This window comes from Staphylococcus sp. HMSC065D05, from assembly GCF_001813195.1.
In the GTDB taxonomy this organism is placed as follows: Bacteria; Bacillota; Bacilli; order Staphylococcales; family Staphylococcaceae; genus Staphylococcus; species Staphylococcus epidermidis.
The window spans coordinates 1-1653 of record NZ_KV811750.1; the positions used below are offsets into that span (position 1 = coordinate 1).

The window sequence follows — 1653 nt, forward strand, 5'->3', positions numbered from 1 at the left end:
AATAAACATTCAAAACTGAATACAATATGTCACGTTATTCCTCATCTTCGTAGAAGATGTTCCGAATATATCCTTAGAAAGGAGGTGATCCAGCCGCACCTTCCGATACGGCTACCTTGTTACGACTTCACCCCAATCATTTGTCCCACCTTCGACGGCTAGCTCCAAATGGTTACTCCACCGGCTTCGGGTGTTACAAACTCTCGTGGTGTGACGGGCGGTGTGTACAAGACCCGGGAACGTATTCACCGTAGCATGCTGATCTACGATTACTAGCGATTCCAGCTTCATATAGTCGAGTTGCAGACTACAATCCGAACTGAGAACAACTTTATGGGATTTGCTTGACCTCGCGGTTTCGCTACCCTTTGTATTGTCCATTGTAGCACGTGTGTAGCCCAAATCATAAGGGGCATGATGATTTGACGTCATCCCCACCTTCCTCCGGTTTGTCACCGGCAGTCAACTTAGAGTGCCCAACTTAATGATGGCAACTAAGCTTAAGGGTTGCGCTCGTTGCGGGACTTAACCCAACATCTCACGACACGAGCTGACGACAACCATGCACCACCTGTCACTCTGTCCCCCGAAGGGGAAAACTCTATCTCTAGAGGGGTCAGAGGATGTCAAGATTTGGTAAGGTTCTTCGCGTTGCTTCGAATTAAACCACATGCTCCACCGCTTGTGCGGGTCCCCGTCAATTCCTTTGAGTTTCAACCTTGCGGTCGTACTCCCCAGGCGGAGTGCTTAATGCGTTAGCTGCAGCACTAAGGGGCGGAAACCCCCTAACACTTAGCACTCATCGTTTACGGCGTGGACTACCAGGGTATCTAATCCTGTTTGATCCCCACGCTTTCGCACATCAGCGTCAGTTACAGACCAGAAAGTCGCCTTCGCCACTGGTGTTCCTCCATATCTCTGCGCATTTCACCGCTACACATGGAATTCCACTTTCCTCTTCTGCACTCAAGTTTTCCAGTTTCCAATGACCCTCCACGGTTGAGCCGTGGGCTTTCACATCAGACTTAAAAAACCGCCTACGCGCGCTTTACGCCCAATAATTCCGGATAACGCTTGCCACCTACGTATTACCGCGGCTGCTGGCACGTAGTTAGCCGTGGCTTTCTGATTAGGTACCGTCAAGACGTGCATAGTTACTTACACATTTGTTCTTCCCTAATAACAGAGTTTTACGATCCGAAGACCTTCATCACTCACGCGGCGTTGCTCCGTCAGGCTTTCGCCCATTGCGGAAGATTCCCTACTGCTGCCTCCCGTAGGAGTCTGGACCGTGTCTCAGTTCCAGTGTGGCCGATCACCCTCTCAGGTCGGCTACGCATCGTTGCCTTGGTAAGCCGTTACCTTACCAACTAGCTAATGCGGCGCGGATCCATCTATAAGTGACAGCAAAACCGTCTTTCACTATTGAACCATGCGGTTCAATATATTATCCGGTATTAGCTCCGGTTTCCCGAAGTTATCCCAGTCTTATAGGTAGGTTATCCACGTGTTACTCACCCGTCCGCCGCTAACGTCAGAGGAGCAAGCTCCTCGTCTGTTCGCTCGACTTGCATGTATTAGGCACGCCGCCAGCGTTCATCCTGAGCCAGGATCAAACTCTCCATAAAAAATTATGATGTTTGATTAGCTCAT

At 50.0% G+C, this 1653-nt stretch carries 1 rRNA gene; it reads right to left on the reverse strand.

Features of this window, described 5'->3' with window-relative positions:
* Positions 1-77: 77 nt before the first annotated feature.
* A 16S ribosomal RNA gene (locus HMPREF2897_RS07570) occupies positions 78-1628 on the reverse strand.
* Positions 1629-1653 lie beyond the last annotated feature (25 nt).